This window comes from Paraburkholderia sp. SIMBA_030 (genome assembly GCF_046535245.1).
Classification (GTDB): domain Bacteria; phylum Pseudomonadota; class Gammaproteobacteria; order Burkholderiales; family Burkholderiaceae; genus Paraburkholderia.
This window is the reverse complement of sequence record NZ_JAWRXB010000195.1, coordinates 1-334: the sequence shown is the minus strand read 5'-3', so window position 1 is coordinate 334 and position 334 is coordinate 1. Positions and strand designations below refer to the sequence as shown.

1 protein-coding gene is annotated in these 334 nt (G+C 55.4%); it reads left to right on the top strand.

Annotated features, from left to right (window positions below):
• A partial coding sequence (locus SB772_RS39640) for a hypothetical protein (RefSeq protein WP_410838472.1) occupies positions 1–334 on the top strand: 334 nt, incomplete at both ends.

Genomic DNA, 334 nt, shown 5'->3' with positions numbered 1-334 from the left:
CCCATATCTTCGCGATCGGCTCCAATTATTTTGAACTGCTTCAAGAGGCGAACACGCGCGGCTTCAAGGCAGGCATTCGAAGATTGATGCACCTCTTCGAAATCAGTCCAAATCCTCTCAACGAGGCAAAGGCCATGAAGGCCTATTTCAGTGGCAGGGCAGACGCTCTCTTCGACGTCGCGGAACGGCATCCACTCGCTGATCGTGACCTGAGCGAACTCACGGGTGGTTCGGCTTCGACACCACAGCCTGCCTTCATCGAAGTTGCGCCCTTGGAAACGACGACGCCATTATCGGAGATTGCAGCTCCCGTCGATGACGTTATCGAGTCCCC